Source organism: Cecembia rubra (assembly GCF_003014575.1).
Classification (GTDB): Bacteria; Bacteroidota; Bacteroidia; order Cytophagales; family Cyclobacteriaceae; genus Cecembia_A; species Cecembia_A rubra.
Genome location: NZ_PYGF01000011.1, coordinates 62942 through 83125, shown reverse-complemented (window position 1 = coordinate 83125; position 20184 = coordinate 62942). Strand labels below are relative to the sequence as shown.

Below are 20184 nucleotides of genomic sequence, written 5' to 3'. Positions count from 1 at the left end.
ACCCGAGGATCAATATCCAGGATTCTGCCTCAGGTTAGGATTTGCCTGCAACTGATTCTCAGGAATTGGGAACAAGTTCCTGAACGGCTGCGAAGCTGCTTTTTCCCACCAAGGAGCATTGAACCTTCCAAAGCGGATCAGGTCAGACCTTCTGTGAGCTTCTGCAAATAACTCTCTACCTCTTTCCGCTAACAACACATCTGCATTGATGGTGGTTAATGCAGGAACGTTTGCTCTATCCCTCACTTGGTTTACAAATTGAAGGGCTACTGCATTATTTCCTCTTCTCCAAGCGGCTTCTGCTTTCATAAGAAGAACGTCTGCATACCTGAAAATAGGGAAGTCATTACTCAGGTTAGGCGCAGAACCCAGAGGGATCTCAAACTTATTGATTCTGGTTCCGGCCTGTCTCCAAGCATTAGGAGCCAATTGATTGATAAAAGGAGTAAAGTTAATTTCTGGACCATCAGGGTCTGTTGCTTCTACTGCATCATCAATAATTGGAGTTACGCCATCAGACCTAAACTGTGGACCTTCTCTTAAGCTACCTTTTCTGACATCGACATCTTCAAAGCTATTATAAAACTCCTCCAATGCGGCATAACCATTCCATGGCTGTTCTTGCAATTCGAAAGTTTGCTGCGTAGCATAATGGAATGTCATCTGATGAATATTAAATCCTCCGGCATTGTTAGCATCATAAGGAATGGTGAACATGTTCTCCGGGGAATTGGAATTATTTGCAGAAAAGTTACTGAAGAAATTAGGAGCTAATGAATATGGACCTTCATTGATAATCACGTCCAATATTCTTTCCGCATCTGCCCATCTGGCAGTTCCTGTGTAAACTTCTGCATTCAGGTACAATTTGGCCAAAATCATATGAGCAGTCCAATAATTCAGATTGGTCCGCGTATTGGTTTTGGTCAATTTGTCGACATTTTCAAGGATTGAAGTTTCAATAAATGAGAACACTTCCTGTCTGGTATTTTGAGGAGGAGCTCCGCCTCTATCTGTTTCTCTGATAATAGGCACATTCCCAAAGTTGTCAATCAACAACAAATATCCAAATGCCCTCAAAACCCTCAGTTCAGCTCCTAGATCTTCCAAATCAGGATACTGTGACAAGAGTAGGTTACATTCACCAACAATCCTGAAGGCCTGTTGCCAGGAACCATTGTAAGGACCATCTACAGAAAGCCATGTATGTCTGTGTGCTCTTAACCAAATACCACCATCTTCCCAGTCAGCTCCCTTTTGAGGGATGGCCATTTGGTCAGAAGAAACCTCATTGATACTGTAAAGTCCTCCATGCGAACCATATCCAGCCGCCACTACCGCACCATAAGCAGATTGCTTAAGCACCTCGATTAGCTCCGGAGTTACATTTGCATTCAATTGCTCTTGCGTAAGCCCCGTAAGCACCTCCTGCTCCAATTCCCAACAAGACCCCATGGTCATCGCCACCAGGCCTCCCACACATAAAGTTTTAATCGATCGTAACATATATAATTTGAGTTTATGTTATTTAAATGTAAGTGTTAATCCCATTGTCCAGATTCTTGGCAAGAAATAAGTATTTCTTCTTTCTAGACCTGGTGCCAAAGGATCTCTGTCAAACGCATTAGGCGTATCCTCCCATCTTACTTCAGGATCCACACCGGAAAACTGAGTGATGGTAAACAGATTCTGAACACCGCCGTAGACCCTGAGATTGTTCAGGTTGGCAGCCCTGGTCGGAATATTATATCCAATTTGCAGGTTATCCAATCTCAAGAAGTCCCCACGTTCCAAATACAGATCAGAGAATGTCGGTGTAGATGTAACCAAAGGATTGGTTGGAGTGTTTCGGGTTATTACAGAATTCCATGTATTGGAAGCACCATCAGCATTTTCGTAGAAGCCTCTGAAAGAATTGTAGATCAAATGCCCAAAGCTGCCCCTAGCGAGGAAGTTCAAGTCCCAATTGCCGTAAGTAAAGGTATTGGAGAAACCAAAATCACCGGTAGGCAAACCATTGCCCAATCTTTCAAATTCGTCAGGATTTTCTCCGGAAAGGATGTATTCCCCACCATCTGTAAGACCCAATAATCTAGGTCCCCAGAAATCACCAACTCTCGCTCCTTCTTTATTCCAAACTATAGGGTTATTGTTTTGTCCAGGAGAACCAGGAGTTGCTCTTCTGATTTCAGGAAGTCCAATAGAACCTACACCAATATTTCCGATTCTGGCTCTTTGGTAGATTGTGAAATTAATGCTTGGTGTCCAGTTGATACCATTACCCAAATTGATATTGTTCACACTTGCCAAAAACTCAAATCCTCCTGAAGTCAAGTCAGCCAAATTGGCCCAAATAGTAGGAGCAGTGTAGAAGTTGCCAGGGAAGAATTCATTTGGAGCACCGATAGGTACTTCAACTTCGAAAAGCAAATCGGCAATTCTCCTTCTATAATAATCCATCTGACCTGTCACTTTTCCGTTCCAAAGACCAAAGTCCAAACCTACAGTAAATTCACGGGTAGTTTCCCACTTCAATTGTGGATTAGGATTAGACAACTGATTGATGCCCACAAAAACAGAGTTAACAGGCTCATTAGGATTCAAAGGAATTCTGTTCCCATTACCGAAAACACCCAATGCCAAAGTTGGGGAAGGAGGCAACTGACCTACCACACCAAAGGAAGCCCTTGGCTTAAATTGGTTGAAAATACCCATGTCAAAAATTTGGGTGAAGTCCGCACCTGCACTTACAGCAGGGAAAAGACCTGTCTGATTTTCTTTACCGAATCCCGAAAATGTCTCAGCTCTTAAGGATGCAGATAGGAAGTAGGTGTTGTTGTAATTAAAATTAGCCCTACCAAACACAGAATTCAATACTGATCTTTCTGCCTCTGACCTCAAATCAGTGCCAGGACCAAATCTAAGACCGCCGGCACCTAAGTTGTTTGGCCCTTGGTCAAATAGGAACCTTGTAGAAGCAGCCCAAACTTGGCTTCTTTCAAAAATCTGAGTTTCACCGCCCAAAAGGAATGTAAAATTCAACCTGTCTGCAATCTCATCTTCAAAACGGACAGTACCGTTCCAAACTGTAGTATTTCTGTTTTCAATGTTCTGACCGGCCTGACCAAATCTACCAAAACCAGTAGCAAAATCCTGTCTGGAGAAGAAGCTGGTGTTTTGTCTGGTCCACCTATCCTGCGAAAACTGGGAAGCAACGGTGATTTTGTCAGTCAAATCAAATTCTACCCTGTAGGAATAAAGTGCATTTTGGAAATTGTCAGTAAACCTTTGCTGATTGATCAAAGCAACAGGATTGAAGAAGTCAAACAATGATCTTTGGAAATAACCTCCAAAGTTTCTGTTTGCATTTGCCAATCTGGCTTCTCTTTGAGCTGGTGTTTCACCTGCAGGATTAAAATCCCTTTCGAAAATTGGAGCAGTTGGATTATATATGGTAGCATATCTTACTGCTTCCTCATTTACACTGGTACCATCTGTGTTGGTAAATGCCAAGTTCAGGTTCATTCTCAACCTGTTGTTCAAAGCACCATGATTTAGGTTGAATCTGGTGTTCAAAGTTTCTCTATTGGTTCCCCTTACAACACCGTCATTGTTACGGTAGTTGACGGAGGCAAGAAAAGTAGTGTTTTCAAATCCACCTGTTACCGAAGCGTTGACTGTTCCGTTGTAAGCAGTCTGAAGAATTTCATCTCTCCAATTGGTAACTGAACCGAAGTTTACACCTCCTCTTTCAACAAATTCCTGAGCAGAAAGAACTGGAATCAGGTTGGTAGCCTGCTCAGCGGAACCAAAACTATTGATGGTCACTGAAGAAATGCCTTTCTTGGCTGCACCCTTTTTTGTGGTGATCAAGATCACACCCGCAGCACCTCTTGTACCGTAGATCGCAGCTGCAGAGGCATCTTTCAATACATCAAAGGATTCAATGTCATTCGGATCGACTGCATCAATAGAAGCTCCGATCACTCCATCCAATACTATAAGTGGTGATTGTGTAGCACCAAAAGAAGAGATACCTCTTAAACGTATCGTTGGCTGGGCATTTGGGTTACCTCCCGGACGGGTCACCGAAAGACCAGCTACTTTACCTTGCAACAACTGCGTTGGGTTAGGGAAGTTACCACGGTTGAACTGTTCCGCTCCTACCGAAGCCACAGCAGAAGTGATTTCCTTCTTATCCTGTGTACCATAACCTATGACCACCGCTTCCTGAAGACTTTGAATATCTTCCGCCAACTGAACACTGAATGTGCTCTGATTTCCGATAGCTATTTCCTGTGTGGTAAAACCGACAAAGGAAAATATCAAAAGTTGATCCCCGGGCTGTACAGTAAGGCTAAATCTACCATCTAAATCAGTTGTAGTACCTCTTGTCGTGCCCTTAATCAGGACCGTTACCCCAGGCAGGGGATCCTTTAAGGTCGCATCCAGGACAGTTCCCGAAATTTCCCGACCTTGTGCAAATGCCGCCGCTATACTGAATACCATCAGTAAGATAATCAGCGACAATGCTTTTAATTTTTGTAAATAATTTCTCATAGGGTTTGTTGTTTTGAAAAAAACGAAATGGTTTGTATAGTTAATTTCAAATCTAAAATCACTGTTTAAATTTTATTTTGCAAAATTTAACAAATTCCACGGGGCCGTTTTGGACAAAGGCCCGTTAACAGAATAAATGTATTTTTTGTTAATCGCTAAAAATTTTCTGTTTTTATTATGATATTTCCAACCGAAAACGTTTGAACTTTTCGAATAGTTAAAATTTTTCAATTTTATTAAAAAAGTGAAAATCGAAATAATATTTTATGGGCAAACCTGAAATAGCTGAGAATGTGGACATACAAGAAGATTTGTAATATTTTTCGCGAGAACATGCTTTTATTTTCAAACTGCTTCCGATTGTGTCAGATTTTCCTGTATATGGACTTAATTATTTCTAAAAATCAGAGAATCAAAGTGATTGAAAATGGTTTTAAAAGCAATCGGCTAATTTTACTTTTGAATAATTAAATCTGATTAACCAAAATACCACACTCGGGAGAATTAAGTCTTGTTTTCATCCAATAGGCATGTATGGCAAGTTCATCAATCGAGTTAGGAGAATAGGATTTAGATTTGGGAACTCGGCGGAGGTGAGAGGGAATGTAGCAAAGCTGAATTCCCTTTTAGATATATTTATAACCTAAATAGCCGAACCCATCTATTTTGTTAGCTTATCAATAGTCCGTTATTTGATCCGTGTCACATACCAAATAATCGGAATACCTAACATTCTCATAATAAATGTAACAGGTTAGCTCTTCTGATTAAATTTAGAAAATAGACTTAATCATGAGCTTTTTTGAAAAGACAATTTAAATCCTCAATTAAATAAGTTGCTTTCACTATACTGGATAACCCATGTCCATTGCTGAGCTAAACACCCAAGCACAATACGGCAAAAAAGTCAGATCTATTCCGCAAATCCTTTAACTCATTCCCATAATTGGTAGCCTTATTGTCTGGTTCAAACATTACGAAGCTAAAATTCAAGAGAAAAGAGGTGTGTGGACTGACTAAAGCATAAATGGTTTCGTTAGTCTGCATATTTAACAACAAGGGGAAATTAAGGTAATCATTCCTCAGGCCGATCGCTGTCCCAAACTCCGATTTTTTTGTTCCTTTTCTTGCAAATTGGATGATGGGTTCCAAGGCTATCTTATTGAAAAGCGCCAATTCCATGTAATCACCTCTATAGAAACCAAACCTAAATTCACAGCAGTCACGTTCCCCTCTAATAATAAGGTGTCTGGCCGGACCTGAGCTTATTCCAAATTCAGCTTGTTGGGCAAAAGATAGTGGCATGCTCAATCAAAAGATGATTAGTAAACCAATTTCATTTCATTGTGCTTTTTAAAAGCAAACCAATAAGTCATCTGTTAAAAAAACTAAAACAATAAAAATATTTTTCTTAACCTTCACCTTACTATTTATCTTTGGTCTCATGTAAATTTATAGCTTTGATCAACAAGATCGTAAAACATTCAAAACGATTTTAAACTTCATTTTTGAACAAATGACAACTGCTAGGCAAACCCAAATTTTCACGATTATATTTTTTCTTCTATTGGTTTTTGCACAATCATTAATGGCCCAAGGGATTAGAGGAAAAGTTCTTAATGAAAGAGGAGAAGCCCTTCCATTTGCTTCTATCTATGTACGAAACCTGGGCGAGGGAATCCCCACCAATCTCAATGGTGAATTTGAGCTCAGGCTTAAAAAGGGAGTCTATGATGTGGTCGCCCAATACCTTGGTTATGCTACCCAGGTGCAGACTGCTGTTGTATTAGAGGATTGGGTCAGTCTTGACTTCACCTTAAAGGAACAAGTTTACGCCCTACAAGAAGTAACTGTCAAAACCAATCAGGAAGACCCTGCCCTGACCATCATGCGTAAGGCCATCTCCAAGGCCAAATTCCATAGATTGCAGGTGCAGGAATACAGCATGATGGTGTACTTGAAAGGTACCGGCAAACTCACCAATGCTCCTTTTTTCCTCAAAAAAGAACTTGAAAAAGACGGAGTCAAACTCAATGAGGCTTATACCAGCGAGTCGGTTTCTCAGATTACTTTCCGCCAACCCAACACTGTTGAGGAAAAAGTCATAAGTATCCGAACAAGCGGAGATGACAACAACATCTCTCCTGCCCCTTATCTGGCCTCAAGTTTTTACAACCCGAAAATCAATGAGGCCATCTCCCCCTTGTCTCCCTCTGCCTTTGCCTATTACCGATTCAAATATGAAGGCTCCTTTATCGAAAATGAAGTAATGGTCAATAAAATCAGGGTTACTCCTAGGTCTAAAGGAGAAAGGGTATTTGAAGGACATATATACATCATAGAGAACATCTGGGCTATCCATAGCTTGGACCTGACTACTTCCCTTTTGGGCTTCCAGATAGGTATAAAACAACTCTACCAGCCCGTAGCTGAAAATGTCTGGATGCCTTCCACCCATACTTATACTTTTGGAGGGAAAATTTTCGGCTTTGCCGGAGAGTACCAATATCTTGCTTCCACTAGAGATTACAAAGTCACCCTCAATCCTGACCTGATCCTAGAAACCAAAATCATTGATGAAAAGGTGGATGAAGTTCCTAAGGATATAATCAAGCTGGATAAAAACCTCAGCAGTTTGGAACAAATGGCCCAGGCAGATAAGATGACCCGAAAAGACTTCCGGAAGCTGGTCAATACCTATGAAAAAGAAGCACTGAAAGAAAGAGAAGATGTAGAAGTAGTATCTGAACGGAAATACAGCATCGACTCCCTTGCCACCAAAAGAAGCCTTTCCTACTGGGACAGCATCCGCCCCGTCAAACTCACAGAAGCTGAGATCAAAGGTTACAGAAGAGATGATAGTATTGCGGTAGTAGAAGCTGCAAAAAAATCAGAAGTCGATTCCGTGGCAAAGAAATCCAGAAGAAAATTCCAGCCCATGGAAATTCTTACCGGAGGCAGGTATTACTTTGGAAACGGCAGGTCTGCAGGCTTCCATTCCAATATGAACCGTCTTTCCTTTAATACAGTGGAAGGCTTTAAATTTGGTTTGGCGGGGTTCTACAGAATAGAAAAGTCCACCAAAATGGCGGATTCGGTCACTAACCATGTGCGGTCCTGGAATTTCAGACCGGAATTCCGGTATGGATTCTCAAGCCAACAGCCTTACAGCACGCTTGAAATACGGAGGTCCATCACACAAGGGGAAAAGGCCCATAGTTTTGGCCTAAGCGGAGGAAAATTCATTTATCAGTTCAATGCAGACAATCCCATTTCAGAGCAGGTCAACGCCTTTTACTCCATTCTTTTAAGACAAAATTACATGAAACTCTACGAGCAGGATTTTGTAAAAGGATATTTTTACCAAAGATTCAATGATGCGCTAACTTACAGAGGAAGTGTTACTTACGCCAAAAGGACTAGTTTAGAAAACAACTCAGATTTCAGTTGGTACAGACGTCCAGAGCGGGCCTATACTCCCAATCAACCTGAAAATATTGAGGCTGATGACAATGCTTTTCAAAACCACAGGGCATTGATCTGGCAAAATTCGATGGAATGGAGGCCGGGTTTGAAATACAGCATTAGAAATGGAAGGAAAAGGCCCATTTACAGCTCTGCCCCTTTGGTCAATCTACAATATATCAAAGCTATTCCTGGTTTTTTGAACGACCCCATGGCTTCTGACTTTGATTTGGTGGAAGCGGGAATCGAGCATTTCTTTAATTTTGGGGTAAGCGGTAAAATGGATTTCAACCTAAAAGCTGGTAGCTTTCTCAACAACAACCGGGTGTATTTCATGGATTTCAAACACTTTGGTGGAAACAGGACCATTTTTGCCAATATGGGAGTGGCTTCTAATTACCGCTTCCTTGATTATTACCAATACAGCACCCAGACTGAATATGTGAGTGCCATTGTGCATTACCAGTTCCGGAAGTTTCTACTGACCCAACTGCCGATGTTGCGCTTCTCTGGAGTAAGGGAAAACATTTTTTTCAATTATTTAAAAACTAAGAATTCCCCGAATTATTGGGAAGTTGGATATTCATTGGACAACCTTTTCCGGATCTTCAGATTGGAAATGGGGGCAGGATTTGAAAACGGCAATTACCAAAGGTCAGGTGTCCGCTTTGGTATTGCCAGCTTTATCAATATCAGCTTTGATGATTGATAGGATCTTTGTGCTTTGGAACCTTGGTGGCATTAAAGTACCAAAACCCGATTTGCAATTTCCAAAAACCAATGCTATCTTAGCAATTGTAAGGTTTAATATCAATAAAGACAGTCAGCTCATGGCTGTACTTTCTTTCACTGGGGCTTCTTTGAAGCCTTTTTTGGTTTTTAGACTTTCATATTTCTCCCTATTTTAGCTCCATAATTATAACTACATGTCCTTAGAGGTAATCCAACTGACCAAAACATACGGCAAACAAAAAGCTTTGGACGAGGTTTCCTTCACTGCCGAGAAAGGGCAGGTCCTGGGTTTTTTGGGACCTAATGGTGCGGGAAAATCCACAACCATGAAAATTTCCACTGGCTTTATCCTTCCTGATAAAGGGGATGTAAAAATCAATGGAATTTCGGTACTAGAAAAGCCAAAGGAGGTCAGCAAATTAGTAGGATATCTGCCTGAACATAACCCCCTTTATCTAGATATGTATGTAAAGGAGTTTTTATTTTTCATGGGCGGATTATATGACATGCCAAAATCTACCATTACTCCAAGAATAAAAGAGCTACTTTCTCAATGTGGGCTGGAAAACGAATCCCATAAAAAAATCGGACAACTGTCCAAAGGTTACCGCCAGAGAGTAGGACTTGCCAAAGCCCTTATCCATGACCCGGAAGTCATCATTCTGGATGAACCAACTACTGGACTGGATCCTAATCAATTGGTTGAAATCAGAAAATTGATCAAAAATATAAGCCAAAACAAAACACTGGTTCTCAGCACTCATATCATGCAGGAAGTGGAGGCCCTTTGTGATAAGGTGGTCATTATCAATAAAGGAAAAATTGTCGCCTCTGACCTATTAAAAAACCTGAAGCGAGAAGTAGGAAAATCAACCCTATTGATTGAGGTGGAAGAAAAACTTGAATTGGAATGGTTTTCTGGACTGGGAGAAGTTTCATTTCATCTGGGAAATAAAAATTCCATAGCAATCGAAGTTGAAAATAGTGCAATTGCCCGTAAAGAGGCTCTTCAACTCCTTCAGGAAAAAAAGCTTAACCTGGTAAGCATTCAATTGAAGGAGCGTAATCTGGAAAATATTTTTCACCAAATCACCCGAAACAGCTGATATGCGTGCTTTGTACTGGAAAGAAATAAATGGGTTTTTCAGCAACCTCAGTGGCTATCTGATACTATCTGTCTTCCTGGTATCCATAGGTTTGATCGTATGGGTATTCCCTGACACTTCTGTTTTAGAATATGGATTTGCGGACCTGGAACCGCTTTTCTTTTACACTCCTTATGTTTTCATTTTCCTCATCCCTGCCATCACTATGAAAATGATTGCCGAGGAAAAAAAAACCGGTACCTGGGAATTGCTCATGACATCTCCACTGAGTATTGGGAAGATAATAATTGCCAAGTATCTGGCGGCACTTACCTTGATCATCATTTCCCTTTTGCCTACCCTTATTTATTATTACAGCATGGTTGAACTTGGAAATCCTCCCGGAAATATTGACCATGCCGGATTTTTCGGTTCTTGGATTGGCCTTATCCTGATCAGCGCTGTATTTGCTTCAATTGGAATATTGGGTTCTTCGCTTTCCTCTCATCAAATGGTAGCATTTATCTGGGGGGTATTTATTTCTTTTCTGATGTATTTTGGACTTACCGCTCTAGTACAGCTCAATATCATGAATTCATTTGCCTTATTTTTAGAAGAGTTAAGCTTAAGCTTTCACTACCAAAGCATGGCAAGAGGGGTGATAGATGGACAAAACCTAGGTTATTTTATCAGTATCGTAATTCTGATGTTGGGATTAACAGGGATAATAAGCAGAAAAAAATGAAAAAGGGCAGCTATTCATCCATTGGCAAAAACCTGGCCTTAATCTTTTTGGCCATTGTATTTATCGGACTTACAGTTAGAATTCTCCCTTTCAGACTGGATCTTACAGAAGAAAAAAAATACAGTCTCCATCCTTCGAGTATAGAGGTATTAAAATCGCTGGAAGAACCCGTGGAGGTTGATATTCTGCTTACAGGAAAACTTCCTGGGGGCATGCGTAGACTACAGCGTTCAATCGAGGAAACAGTCAGAACCTTCAATGCTTACAGCAATCAAAAAATTACTTTTTATTATGAGGATCCACTAAACCTTCCGGAAAGTATTAGAGAAGACTACATCGTGGGATTATCCGAATATGGGATCAACCCGACCAACTTATTCATTACAGAGGAGGGGGGGCAAAAAAGTAAACTGATCTTCCCGGGAGTATTGGTCCGTACTGAAGAATATGAAACCGGAGCCTTATTGCTGAAAGGGGAAAAGGGAATGGGTCCGGATGAAATTTTGAACCAGTCCATAGAAAATCTGGAATATGAACTCATTCAGGCTATCAAAAAGGTCAGCATCGGACAGGAAAAATCCGTTGGAATGACCATCAGCCGTGGAGAAATGAACGAAGATGATGGCTTTGGGATAGTGGAAGCCTTAGTAGACCAGCATGAAGTATTTAAAATTCCTTTAGCGGATGCTACCAAAGCAGATGATTTGGATCCCTTTGATGTAATTATTGTGCCAGGGCCTAAGGAGGCCTACTCAGAAAAAGAAATTTACTTCCTTGACCAATATCTAATGCGTGGAGGAAATCTGATTTTCCTTATAGACGCCATGGAGTATGATCTCGCAGAGGCAGGTGGAGAGGGAACTATCGCCATGCCCAGAGATCATGGACTGGATCAGCTTCTTTTCCGCTATGGTATCCGTGTCAATAAAGACCTTATCCAAGATTTGGATTTTGGTTACCACCCGGTTATTGCGGGGAATTTTGGCAATCAGGAACAGATCATTCCACTGCCATGGCCTTTTTATATAGCTGCTGGAAGAATGGCCAAGCATCCAATCACCAAAGGCCTGGATCAGGTCATGTTTCGGTTTGTAAGCAGCTTGGATACAGTAAAAGCAGATGGTGTTAAAAAAACACCTCTGATTTTTGGATCCGATCTTGGACGAAAAATAAATTCCCCTGTAAGAATAGCCTTTGAGGATATGTCAAGAGAGCCAAATCTTGATGAATTTGGATCTAGAAACCTACCTTTACTTTATTTGTTGGAAGGAGAATTCATCTCTTTGTTCAAAAACAGGTTTCTACCGGATGGAGTTGAAAAATCTTCTTTCCTGGAAAATTCTAATGGAGGTAGGGTATTGGTAGCAGGAACCGGCCTTTTATTTAAAAGCCAAAAATCCTTTGTAGATGGGAATCCATTGCCTTTGGGAGATGATCCATTTAATAATACCCAATATGCCAACCGGCAATTGCTCCAGAATGCTGTAAATTATCTTTTGGAACCTGAAGGCATTATGGCCACAAGGACCAAAATCCTGCAAATCCGCCCTTTGAACAAAATAAAGGTACGTGAGGAAAAAACCAAGTGGCAGATTGTCAACATATTAGTCCCTGTATTTTTCTTTGTCATTCTTGGCCTAATCTGGACAAAGTTTCGAAAAAGAAAATACGGTAATTAGTCCATGAATTTCCTTGGGCAAGACTAATAATAAGCAGTCTTTCAATATTTCAAGGTTTTTTACTCCTTAAGGGCTGCTTTTATAATTTTATTTATAAATTTACCCTGTTCAAAAAACAGCTAAAACATAAGCCCTTTCTATATGAAATTTATTGTTTCTTCTTCTGCCCTTTTGAAGCAGCTTTCAGCCATAAACGGCGTGGTCACCACCAATCCGGTAGTACCCATTCTGGAAAACTTTCTGTTTGAAATCAAGGACGGAAAACTGACTATCACTGCCTCTGACCTGCAGACTTCCATGATGACAGAAATTGACGTGGAAGCTAAAGAAGACGGAAACATTGCAGTACCTGCAAAGATCCTGATCGAAACTTTAAAAAACCTACCTGAGCAGCCAGTCACTTTCAGTATTGACCACGACACCTACAGCATCGAAATCAGTTCTGACAATGGACGTTACAAACTTGCAGGAGAAAATGCTACTGATTTTCCAAAAATACCTACTGTGACCAATGCCACTGCTGTGGATATGTCAACTGAAGTTTTGAGCTCTGCTATCAGCAATACCATTTTTGCGACCAGCAATGATGAATTAAGACCTGCTATGACAGGGGTGTATATCAACCTGAGCAGCACCAATGCTACTTTTGTGGCTACAGATGGCCATAGATTGGTAAGGTATAGAAGGGTAGATGTGGCCTCTGGTGATCCTGCCAGTTTGATCATTCCCCGAAAGGCCCTAAACCTTTTGAAATCTACCTTGCCCTCAGAAAATGTCCCTGTTTCTGTTGAATTCAATAGCTCTAACGCCTATTTTAAATTCAACAGCATCAAAATGATCTGTAGACTGATCGATGAGCGCTTTCCAGATTATGAAAATGTAATCCCTGTAGACAATCCAAACCACATGACCATTGACCGCATGGATTTCCTTGGCTCTTTGAGAAGGATTGCTATCTATGCTAACAAAACCACTCATCAGGTAAGATTAAAACTGACAGGAAGTGAACTTCAGATTTCTGCGGAAGACCTGGATTTCTCCAATGAAGCCAATGAAAGACTTTCCTGCGAACACGATGGAGAAGATATCGAAATCGGCTTCAATGCAAAATTCCTTGTGGAGATGTTGAATAACCTGGACTCCAAACAAGTGACCTTGCAGTTCTCTGCACCAAACAGAGCAGGATTGATCGTTCCGTCAGATACCTCAGAAAATGAAGACATACTGATGCTGGTGATGCCAGTGATGTTGAACAATTACGTATAAATAACCAACCAACCTAATGCAAAAACCCCTTGACAACTTGTCCGAGGGGTTTTGTTTTTTATTGGCTATTGACATTTAAATCCCTACTTTCCATTCAGGCTGAGTTTTACAAATCTGATGTTCTCTCTATTCCAAGTATAACATAAGACCAAAGATCCTTCCTCCTCAATCAGCGATGGATAGGAAAATTCATCGCCCTCAGCTCCTTCTTCGATGGTTATTTTGATAGGCCAAGTCAGACCATTATCTTCTGAAATTACCAATTCCATGGGATACCTCGGCCCCCAGTTTTTGCCGACCGGATTATATGCCAAAGCCAATGTTTCACCTTTGATTTGGGCTACATCTATTCCTGAGTTGTTGTTGGGCAAATCAATCAGCTCCACCGGAGTCCAAGTACGGCCAAAATCCTTGGAATCGCTCCTGCCAATCTTCTCCGCAGATGTCCGCAACAACATATGCACATTTCCCGGTGAAGATTCCCAAAGGGCAGGCTGGATAACTCCCTCTCCTTTTATCAATTCCCTATCCAAAATCAAGGTCTCAGAGTTCAACCAACTTTCGCCCCCATCCTCAGACCTGTCCACAAAAGCATTCCAAACCCTGTTTTTTTCAATCGATGCTGGGGCCAACCAAGTTCCATTAGATAAAACCAAGATATGGTTGCGCACGGGACCTCTTCCTCCTCTATCCCCTTCGACCAACTCCTGAGGGTCTGACCAGGTGTCCCCCAAATCCGCGGAATACATGACCCAGGTTTCCCAGTCATCAATTTCTTTACCCACCTTAAAATACAGGTACAGCATCTTGTCCGGTGCATAAAAAAGAACTGGATTCCAATGGGCATCATCCCGGACCTTTACCAATAGCTCTGGAAAAGTCCAATTTCCCGGACTTCCTTTGGACATCCAAATTCCCACATCATCATTCTTCTCATGAGATCCAGCAAACCAGACTATCATATACCTTCCATATCCCAATTTTTCAATTGAAGATGCATGACATTGGGCGAATGGCCTTTCTTCCCCAAATACAAATTCAAATGTCTCAACTTGCGGCTGGATTTCCTCAAAAAGCAATAATTGGGCATGACCTATGCCTGTAGAAAGGATAAAAAAAAGGATTACAAGTCTAGGCATAGTCATTTTTGAAAACTGTTTTATTAAAAGTAACAAACAAAGCTTTAAAAAACAATGCCTTTATTACCAAGTGCTTACACTCAAAGGCTTGATTACTTCAGATTTGCTCTGATTCCACCAGTTTTCCATGATTTCCTTTCCAAACTGCGTCAAATAGGCCTCAGGATGGAATTGTATTCCGAATATGGGAAGAGACTTATGAGCCAAGGCCATGATTTCTCCAGCTTCAGTTTCCAAAAGTATCTCCAAGTCCTCCGGCAAACCTTTTAGCTCCAAAGAATGATACCGGGTCACTTGAAAGCTATCAGGCAATCCCATTAAGTAGGGATGTGCGCTTTTCTGAAAAATATGATGCACTTTACCATGTACAGGTTGGCTACCTTTGACTAAGCTTGCCCCAAAATATTGTCCTATAGCCTGATGACCCAGACAAATTCCCAAAATTGGGGTTTTGCCAACAAACAGGTCGAGTATTGTCATCAGATTTCCTGCTTTTTCAGGAGTTTCCGGCCCTGGAGAGATAACCAAGGCTTCCCATTCCTGCGATATTAGTTTGTAGGGGTCTTCATCATTTCTCACGATGTGCAGGTCCATACCGATCTGCCTCAAATAGTCGGCAAGCATATGCGAAAACGAATCAAAATTATCAATCAACAGTACCATCTGAAGTGATTTTTACCATAGACTGTACTGTGCTGATGGTCTGACTGATAATTGGGGTAAAATTGTCCAAGGCCTTTACTGCTACAGGAGCCATAGGCTGGATAAAAGCATAGGTTTTTGACTCTTTGGTCCACTCCTCGGTGACTTTGAACTCAAAGGCATTGGCGATCCAAATGAAAAAGCTCAATATAAAAGCCGTCTTAATTACACCTAAAATACCCCCAGCCAAGCTATCAACAGAACCTAATAGGGTAAAGTCCAATGTTTTCTTCACTAAATAGGCGAGTCCCCTTATAATCAGGATTACGCCTAGAAATATCATGATAAATGCCACAAATGGTAGGGCAAAAGTGAGTTCGTTGACATGTACTGCCAATTTTTGTGCCCCCCAGTCCATCAGATGGAAAGCCAGAATCAAGGCCAATACAAAAGCCACAATAGACAGGATGCTGATAAACAACCCCTGTCTATAGCCACTATAGGCGCCCAAGGCCAAAAAGATCAATATGATAAAATCCAGGATCGCCAAGAGATCAACCCAATAATGCTTTTACTTTTTGGGAAATCAGTTTCCCGTCTGCTTTACCGGCCAAGGCTTTGGTAGCAACACCCATTACTTTGCCCATATCTTTGGGACCTTCTGCACCTACTTCAGTGATGACCTTTTTTAACTCAGCCTCCAACTCCTCTTCCGAAAGTTGCTTGGGCAAAAATTCATTGATAATCTCCAATTCTGCCATTTCCACGGCATAAAGGTCTTCCCTGTTTTGTTGCTTGTAGATATCAGCAGAGTCTTTGCGCTGCTTGGCAGCCTTGGTCAACAGCTTAATTTCATCTTCTTGGGTAATTTCGCCAGTAGCTCCACCTTTGGTTTCTTCCAACAAAATTAGGGATTTGATGGCGCGCAAAGCTCTTAATCTGTCTTTGTCTTTGGCCAACATGGCTGTTTTAATTTCACTTTCGACACTTGCCTTTAAACTCATTGTCTTGTTCTTTGTGTTATAGGTGTAAATTTGCACAAAATTACCTTTTAATTTAGGAAAATGACCAAACTCAGTGTAAATATTAACAAGATTGCCACCTTAAGAAATGCCCGCGGTGGCAACAATCCGGATGTGGTGAAAGTAGCTTTGGATTGCGAGCGCTTCGGTGCTGAAGGTATCACCGTACACCCAAGACCAGACGAAAGGCATATCCGCTTTCAGGATGTACTGGACCTTTCTCCTGTGTTGAATACTGAATTCAATATCGAGGGGTATCCGGACAAGCGCTTCATGGAAATCATCAGAAAAGTCAAACCGGCTCAAGCTACTTTAGTACCTGATCCCCCAAATGCCATCACTTCAAACAGCGGTTGGGACACCATTACCCATCAGGAAATGCTTAAGGATATCGTGGCAGAATTGAAAGAAATCGGCACCAGAGTTTCCATATTCATCAATCCGGAAGCAAAATATTTCGAGCCTGCCAAAAGTACCGGTACAGACAGGGTGGAATTATATACAGAACCTTATGCTTCCAATTATTCCATCAACAGGGAATGGGCGATAAAACCCTATGTGGAAGTTGCACATATCGCCAGAGAACTTGGACTTGGACTCAATGCAGGCCATGATCTTGATCTCCACAACTTAAAGTACCTGAAATCATGCATTCCCTTCTTAGACGAAGTGTCGATTGGCCATGCTTTGGTCTGTGATGCCCTGTACTATGGATTGGAGAATACCATTCAGATGTACAGAAGACAGTTGGAGGGGTGATGACAACTTGGAGAATTGGAATTTATTTATTGGAGAGTTGATAAAGATTTATGATCTAAGGATTAAGGGTTTTCGATTGTCATTGTCGGCAACACCCACAATCAAACCATCCATTTTACTCCAAAACCAAATGCTGATTTTTGCTGCTATAAAACTTGCTATTCAGGCATTTTAATTAATTTTGCGGGCTATGGCAAAAACTGAACAAACTGCGGAGAACGCACAACTGAAAGATATAATTGCACATGCCAAGGAATATGGTTTTGTGTATCCTTCATCCGAAATCTATGATGGCCTTCAGGCAGTATATGATTACGGAGCTTATGGAGTGGAATTGAAAAACAACCTGAAGCGCTTATGGTGGGAAACCATGACCCGCCTTAACGACAATATCGTTGGTATCGATGCATCGATTTTTATGCATCCTACCACTTGGAAGGCTTCCGGCCACGTGGACAGCTTCAATGATCCAATGATCGATAATAAGGACAGCAAAAAGCGCTACCGTGCCGATGTTCTGATCGAGGAGAAAGCCGCCCAATACGAACAATCTGGAGAGAAGGCAAGGGCACAGGAACTTTTGAGCGCCATGGCCAGATTATTGGAAGCAGAAGACTTTGCTGGTGTCAGGGACCTGATCATCAATGAAAGCATTGTATGCCCAATCAGTGGCACAGCCAATTGGACAGAGGTTAGGCAATTTAACCTGATGTTTTCTACCCAAGTAGGTTCAGTATCAGAGGATGCATCTACCATCTACCTAAGACCTGAAACAGCTCAGGGAATTTTTGTTAACTTTCTTAATGTACAGAAGACAGCAAGGATGAAAATCCCATTTGGCATTGCCCAGATCGGTAAGGCTTTTAGAAATGAGATTGTGGCCAGACAGTTCATCTTCAGAATGAGGGAATTCGAACAGATGGAAATGCAGTTTTTTGTCCGCCCTGGATCCGAACTGGATTGGTACAAGGAATGGGCAGCGACCCGTATGAAATGGCACAAGGCATTGGGCATTCCTGAAGAAAAACTCAGAAGACATGACCATGAAAAATTGGCCCATTATGCCAATGCGGCGATGGATATTGAGTATGAGTTCCCCTTCGGATTTAAGGAAGTAGAAGGCATCCATTCCAGGACAGATTTTGATCTGAAGAGCCATCAGGAATATTCCAAAAAGAAACAACAGTATTTCGACCCAGAGATCAATCAGAACTATATCCCTTATGTAATTGAGACCTCAATTGGGGCTGACCGTCTCTTCCTGATGACCTTATGCAATGCTTTTGTGGATGAGCAAGTGGAAGGCAAGCAAAGAACTTATCTGAAATTCCATCCTGCTATTGCTCCTGTCAAAGCGGCTATTTTGCCATTAGTAAAGAAGGATGGTTTGCCTGAGAAGGCTAAGGAGATTGTGGAAGCTTTGAAATATGATTTCAATATCATCTATGAAGAAGCTGCTTCTATAGGAAAGAGATATACCCGTCAGGATCTGATCGGTACACCTTTCTGTATCGCTGTGGACCATCAGACTCTAGAGGACAATACGGTCACCATCCGTCACAGAGATACCACCGAACAGGAAAGGGTCGCAATCGCTGACCTTCATGCCCGACTGACGGAAGCATGCAGTTTTAGGAGGGTGTTTGAGAAGATTTGATGGCAAGACCATTGAATATTTGAGATCATAATATTTTACGGATTAAATTTAAGCAGGCCACTTGATTCAAGAGGCCTGTTTTTTTACGCTCGTACCTTCAGGCCTTTGGTTTCGTTTTGTCCTGTTGCCCCTGACTTCCGCAGGCCACAGTCTGGGTTGTCACAGGGCAGCCTTTCAGGCTTTGTTATAACAAAGAAAGCCCTGAAAAATCAGGGCTTTGTACTTTAACTAGGACTTATCAAACAATATTATCTGCAGGATTTTACAATATTCTCCAAGTTACATTTTTTTGAATCGCCATTGACAGTGAAATCTGTCCAAAGGTTGGCTCTTGGTTGGCCGGTGCCAGGGCAGTTGGCTTCTAATTCTACCCTCCACTCATAAGTAGCCATAGCGCTAAGGTTCATGGTTTTTTGTTTGGTTACACCAGCTCCGTCCCAAGTAGCCAAATCGCCACCTATTGTTACACCCTGTGCAAAAGTGAATACCAGTTGTGCATCTTCTATGCTGGATCTAGGAGTAAATGTGAAGGTAAAGCTCCCATCTCCATTGTCTACATAGCTTAAGGAATTATCGCATGCTTCTTCGCAGACGGCAAATAGAGAATAAGACTCATTGAATTCGATAGGTTGGCCAAGACCTTCCTGCCTGATAGAGAAATCCACTTCCTCACAGGCTACAGGTCCGCCTACTACTGCAATGCTATGTTTTACTGTACTGCCTTTTTCTACCTCTTCAAAAAGCTTGGAGTCACCGTTAATGGTGATGCTGATTTCTGCTTTTGCGCTGGAGCTGCCAGCGGTGATATCATAATCAACCTCTACCACGAATTCTGTCTCGGTGTTGTATGCTCTATAAGTGACCGCTTTGCTGTTAATTCCTTGGGTTCCTGTTTTGGTGTCAGCCATCACAAAATATTCCCCGGAACCTGCCTCAATACAATCCAAATTGCAATCTGCATCTGCATAGCTTCTGGCATTTTCCATGCCCATTCCGAATCCGTAAAGATTGAAGGCACTACCGGCCATCTTCTCATTAGTCTCAATTGCTCTTTCTGCAGGAGCCATAGGTTCCACCATTTCACAAGAGAACATCATCATGGTTGCCACTCCCAGCACCAGGATATTTTTTGAGTTTGTCATTAATTTTGTCATGGTCTATTTGTTTAAAAATGTTATTCGATGCTGCTAAGTTAGTAAAAAGTATATTAAAAGCAAAATTTTGTATACGAAAAACATAAATATGTATTTACTAAAAATGACAAATTAATCAAAAATGCCTTTAATGGCTTAATTAGGCCATTTTTCAGCTAAAAGAAATTTCTATTTTTTTTTATAAAAGTAAATTCGAAATGCATTTTAAATATTTTGAAAAATAAATTTTTGTATTGGAAAAACATTGTTTGTCTATGTCAGGTGTGAAACTTTTAAAAA

At 41.3% G+C, this 20184-nt stretch carries 15 protein-coding genes; 7 read left to right on the top strand and 8 right to left on the bottom strand.

Annotated features, from left to right (window positions below; genetic code table 11):
- Positions 1–9: 9 nt before the first annotated feature.
- From CLV48_RS16715 to CLV48_RS16705, 3 genes are all read right to left on the bottom strand, one after another.
- A complete protein-coding gene (locus tag CLV48_RS16715) occupies positions 10–1506 on the bottom strand; it encodes a RagB/SusD family nutrient uptake outer membrane protein (RefSeq protein WP_106568431.1) in 1497 nt (498 codons plus the stop codon).
- A gap of 18 nt (positions 1507–1524) precedes the next feature.
- Positions 1525–4560, bottom strand: coding sequence for a SusC/RagA family TonB-linked outer membrane protein (locus tag CLV48_RS16710; protein WP_106568430.1), 3036 nt, complete (start codon positions 4558–4560; stop codon positions 1525–1527).
- An 876-nt stretch (positions 4561–5436) separates the two neighbouring features.
- Positions 5437–5865: a PorT family protein gene (locus CLV48_RS16705; protein WP_211299962.1), complete on the bottom strand. Its 429-nt coding sequence runs from the start codon at positions 5863–5865 to the stop codon at positions 5437–5439.
- A gap of 211 nt (positions 5866–6076) precedes the next feature.
- On the opposite strand from CLV48_RS16705, the gene CLV48_RS16700 reads away from it, so the two are divergent.
- From CLV48_RS16700 to dnaN, 5 genes are all read left to right on the top strand, one after another.
- A complete protein-coding gene (locus tag CLV48_RS16700; protein ID WP_106568429.1) occupies positions 6077–8734 on the top strand; it encodes a DUF5686 and carboxypeptidase regulatory-like domain-containing protein in 2658 nt (885 codons plus the stop codon).
- A gap of 217 nt (positions 8735–8951) precedes the next feature.
- A complete protein-coding gene (gene gldA, locus CLV48_RS16690) occupies positions 8952–9863 on the top strand; it encodes a gliding motility-associated ABC transporter ATP-binding subunit GldA (RefSeq protein WP_106568427.1) in 912 nt (303 codons plus the stop codon).
- Position 9864: 1 nt separating this feature from the next.
- A complete protein-coding gene (gldF, locus tag CLV48_RS16685) occupies positions 9865–10587 on the top strand; it encodes a gliding motility-associated ABC transporter permease subunit GldF (RefSeq protein ID WP_106568426.1) in 723 nt (240 codons plus the stop codon).
- Complete coding sequence (gene gldG / locus CLV48_RS16680) at positions 10584–12266, top strand: gliding motility-associated ABC transporter substrate-binding protein GldG (protein ID WP_106568425.1); 1683 nt, start codon at positions 10584–10586, stop codon at positions 12264–12266. Before gldF ends, gldG begins: the two co-directional genes overlap by 4 nt.
- Positions 12267–12407: 141 nt before the next feature.
- Positions 12408–13532, top strand: a complete 1125-nt coding sequence (dnaN, locus tag CLV48_RS16675; RefSeq protein WP_106568424.1) for a DNA polymerase III subunit beta — start codon at positions 12408–12410, stop codon at positions 13530–13532.
- Between the two features lie 83 nt (positions 13533–13615).
- On the opposite strand, the gene CLV48_RS16670 is transcribed toward dnaN, so the two are convergent.
- From CLV48_RS16670 to CLV48_RS16655, 4 genes are all read right to left on the bottom strand, one after another.
- Complete coding sequence (locus CLV48_RS16670) at positions 13616–14671, bottom strand: sialidase family protein (RefSeq protein WP_245889592.1); 1056 nt, start codon at positions 14669–14671, stop codon at positions 13616–13618.
- A 63-nt stretch (positions 14672–14734) separates the two neighbouring features.
- Entirely contained in the window at positions 14735–15334 is a 600-nt protein-coding gene (locus CLV48_RS16665) for an anthranilate synthase component II (RefSeq protein ID WP_106568493.1), read from the bottom strand.
- Positions 15318–15863: a CvpA family protein gene (locus CLV48_RS16660; protein WP_106568422.1), complete on the bottom strand. Its 546-nt coding sequence runs from the start codon at positions 15861–15863 to the stop codon at positions 15318–15320. Before CLV48_RS16660 ends, CLV48_RS16665 begins: the two co-directional genes overlap by 17 nt.
- 4 nt (positions 15864–15867) lie before the next feature.
- Positions 15868–16317: a GatB/YqeY domain-containing protein gene (locus CLV48_RS16655; RefSeq protein WP_106568421.1), complete on the bottom strand. Its 450-nt coding sequence runs from the start codon at positions 16315–16317 to the stop codon at positions 15868–15870.
- Positions 16318–16377: 60 nt separating this feature from the next.
- Here CLV48_RS16655 and CLV48_RS16650 point away from each other — a divergent pair, with 60 nt between their 5' ends.
- Both CLV48_RS16650 and CLV48_RS16645 read left to right on the top strand, forming a co-directional pair.
- Positions 16378–17094, top strand: a complete 717-nt coding sequence (locus CLV48_RS16650; RefSeq protein ID WP_106568420.1) for a pyridoxine 5'-phosphate synthase — start codon at positions 16378–16380, stop codon at positions 17092–17094.
- 190 nt (positions 17095–17284) lie between these two features.
- The gene (locus CLV48_RS16645) at positions 17285–18751 is read left to right on the top strand and encodes a glycine--tRNA ligase (RefSeq protein ID WP_106568419.1); all 1467 of its coding nucleotides are present in this window, start codon (positions 17285–17287) and stop codon (positions 18749–18751) included.
- 248 nt (positions 18752–18999) lie between these two features.
- On the opposite strand, the gene CLV48_RS16640 is transcribed toward CLV48_RS16645, so the two are convergent.
- Positions 19000–19905, bottom strand: coding sequence for a hypothetical protein (locus CLV48_RS16640; protein ID WP_106568418.1), 906 nt, complete (start codon positions 19903–19905; stop codon positions 19000–19002).
- Positions 19906–20184: the final 279 nt, after the last annotated feature.

What these genes read in the sequence shown, in the direction of transcription:
- CLV48_RS16655 (WP_106568421.1), bottom strand. Translation starts at nt 16,317, where the DNA reads ATGAGTTTAAAGGCAAGTGTCGAAAGTGAAATTAAAACAGCCATGTTG.
- CLV48_RS16700 (WP_106568429.1), top strand. Translation starts at nt 6,077, where the DNA reads ATGACAACTGCTAGGCAAACCCAAATTTTCACGATTATATTTTTTCTT.
- CLV48_RS16640 (WP_106568418.1), bottom strand. Translation starts at nt 19,905, where the DNA reads ATGACAAAATTAATGACAAACTCAAAAAATATCCTGGTGCTGGGAGTG.
- CLV48_RS16715 (WP_106568431.1), bottom strand. Translation starts at nt 1,506, where the DNA reads ATGTTACGATCGATTAAAACTTTATGTGTGGGAGGCCTGGTGGCGATG.
- CLV48_RS16650 (WP_106568420.1), top strand. Translation starts at nt 16,378, where the DNA reads ATGACCAAACTCAGTGTAAATATTAACAAGATTGCCACCTTAAGAAAT.
- gldG (WP_106568425.1), top strand. Translation starts at nt 10,584, where the DNA reads ATGAAAAAGGGCAGCTATTCATCCATTGGCAAAAACCTGGCCTTAATC.
- gldA (WP_106568427.1), top strand. Translation starts at nt 8,952, where the DNA reads ATGTCCTTAGAGGTAATCCAACTGACCAAAACATACGGCAAACAAAAA.
- CLV48_RS16645 (WP_106568419.1), top strand. Translation starts at nt 17,285, where the DNA reads ATGGCAAAAACTGAACAAACTGCGGAGAACGCACAACTGAAAGATATA.
- gldF (WP_106568426.1), top strand. Translation starts at nt 9,865, where the DNA reads ATGCGTGCTTTGTACTGGAAAGAAATAAATGGGTTTTTCAGCAACCTC.
- dnaN (WP_106568424.1), top strand. Translation starts at nt 12,408, where the DNA reads ATGAAATTTATTGTTTCTTCTTCTGCCCTTTTGAAGCAGCTTTCAGCC.
- CLV48_RS16670 (WP_245889592.1), bottom strand. Translation starts at nt 14,671, where the DNA reads ATGCCTAGACTTGTAATCCTTTTTTTTATCCTTTCTACAGGCATAGGT.
- CLV48_RS16665 (WP_106568493.1), bottom strand. Translation starts at nt 15,334, where the DNA reads ATGGTACTGTTGATTGATAATTTTGATTCGTTTTCGCATATGCTTGCC.
- CLV48_RS16705 (WP_211299962.1), bottom strand. Translation starts at nt 5,865, where the DNA reads ATGCCACTATCTTTTGCCCAACAAGCTGAATTTGGAATAAGCTCAGGT.
- CLV48_RS16710 (WP_106568430.1), bottom strand. Translation starts at nt 4,560, where the DNA reads ATGAGAAATTATTTACAAAAATTAAAAGCATTGTCGCTGATTATCTTA.